The sequence below is a fragment of the Acinetobacter sp. V2 genome (genome assembly GCF_001188385.1).
Taxonomy (GTDB): Bacteria; Pseudomonadota; Gammaproteobacteria; order Pseudomonadales; family Moraxellaceae; genus Acinetobacter; species Acinetobacter oleivorans.
The window spans coordinates 1,728,821-1,730,729 of record NZ_JZFB01000001.1 but is presented as its reverse complement, the minus strand read 5'-3'; the positions used below and the strand labels follow the sequence as shown (position 1 = coordinate 1,730,729).

General features: G+C 36.0%; 3 protein-coding genes. All 3 read left to right on the top strand.

Annotated elements, in window-relative coordinates:
• Positions 1 to 62: hypothetical protein (locus tag UC75_RS20710; RefSeq protein WP_228137227.1), on the top strand; the 62-nt coding region annotated here is incomplete at its 5' end.
• Positions 63 to 68: 6 nt separating this feature from the next.
• Positions 69 to 713, top strand: a complete 645-nt coding sequence (locus UC75_RS07915) for a tRNA-(ms[2]io[6]A)-hydroxylase (protein ID WP_049837238.1) — start codon at positions 69 to 71, stop codon at positions 711 to 713.
• Between the two features lie 270 nt (positions 714 to 983).
• The gene (locus tag UC75_RS07910; protein ID WP_049837237.1) at positions 984 to 1,742 is read left to right on the top strand and encodes an SDR family oxidoreductase; all 759 of its coding nucleotides are present in this window, start codon (positions 984 to 986) and stop codon (positions 1,740 to 1,742) included.
• The last annotated feature ends 167 nt before the right edge of the window (positions 1,743 to 1,909 follow it).

Genomic DNA, 1,909 nt, shown 5'->3' with positions numbered 1-1,909 from the left:
TTTTTGTGGGTCTGGTTCAAGCCGTTAAAGATATGAAAGCAGCAATACAGGTGGCAGGTTAATTGGTTATGTCGAGTATCAATTACGATGAATTAATGCAACCTATCTTGGCTTTTTTAGGCTGCCAAACACCAAAAGCATGGTTAGATGAGGCAATCAATAATCTAGATATTTTGATGCAAGATCATGCGAATTGTGAAAAAAAAGCAGCTAGTACAGCAATGAACTTAATGTTTCGTTATAGCTTTTTCCCTGATTTGCAAGTAAAGCTTGCACAGCTGGTACGGGAAGAAATGCTTCATTATGAACAAGTGCTTGAGCTTATGGCCAAGCGTGGTCAAAAATGGGATGGCTTAAGTGCAGGGCGCTATGCGGGTGGGCTCCGTAAAGAGATTCGTACTTATGAGCCAGAGGCTTTAATTGATGTACTTGTGGTAGGTGCTTTTGTTGAGGCGCGCTCATGCGAACGCTTTCATGCTCTTGCCCCACGTGTAGATGATGAGTTAGGACGCTATTATCGCTATTTGCTTAAGTCGGAGTCTCGTCATTTTGAAGACTACTTGGCACTTGCACTTGATGTTGCAAAAACTGTAAAAATGAAAAATCCTAAAGAGGATATTCAGCAGCGTATTGAGCATATTCGTGAGGTTGAAAAGAATCTGATTTTAACGCCTGATGACACCTTCCGTTTTCACAGCGGCGTGCCTGCATAATATTAGAAGTTTTAAATAAAAAGTTTACTGTAAAAGGTAAACTTTTTTATTAGGTAAGCTTTATTTCTTCGGTGGTAGGCATGTTCTGCTTTTAGTTTTTTAATGCATATAATTATTTAATAAATATATTTTTTATAAATTTTAACTTCTCTTAAAATTTTTTAAAAAACTTTTATTTTTTAAAGTAATAACGAATATTATGTAAATATAAAGATAGTTTTGTTCATAATCGGTTCAACTAAATTAGTCGAATATTTTAAGGATATAAGAATGTTAGCATTAGTTACAGGTGCCTCTGCGGGCTTTGGTTATAGTATTTCAAAAAAATTGATTGAGTTAGGTTACAAAGTTATTGGCTGTGGAAGACGGGCAGAAAAATTAAAAGAATTACAGCAAGAACTTGGTGAAAAGTTCTATCCCTTAGTATTTGACATGACAGATACCGTAGAAAATATAAATAAGGCCCTAGTTGATTTGCCAGCCGAATTTCAAATCAGTCAAATTGATTTATTGGTAAATAATGCTGGATTGGCCTTAGGTTTGGAGTCAGCAGATAAATCAGATTTAGATGATTGGTACACTATGATTGATACCAATGTTAAGGGGCTTATTACTGTTACCCGACTAATTTTGCCAAACATGGTAAAGAAAAAGTCTGGCTTAATTATTAATATGGGGTCAATTGCAGGTACATACCCATATCCGGGGGGGAATGTTTACGGTGCCACCAAAGCATTCGTGGAGCAGTTTAGTTTAAACCTTCGAGCTGATCTATCTGGTACGGGCATTCGAGTCACTAACATTGAGCCAGGGCTTTGTGGGGGCACAGAGTTTTCTTTGGTACGTTTTAAAGGTGACCAAGAAAAAGTGAACAGTCTTTATGATAAAAAGAATCCAATCTTGCCTGAAGATATTGCAAATACGGTAGCTTGGGTTGCTTCACAACCTCCGCACATTAATATTAATCGTATTGAAATGATGCCGACCACTCAGTCTTTTAATCCTTTAAAAGTGGTTGAAATGGAGTAATGATTTAAGAAAGGAATATCTTTTTCAAACTTAGATTAGATCATTAAGCCAAGTAAATGGTTTAAGCATGAAAATTAAATCCTCTATCTTGATAGGGGATTTTTTATAACTATTAATAAAATTATGGCAAAAAAAAGCCCGCTTTAATGCTGCGGGCTTTTTAGTAT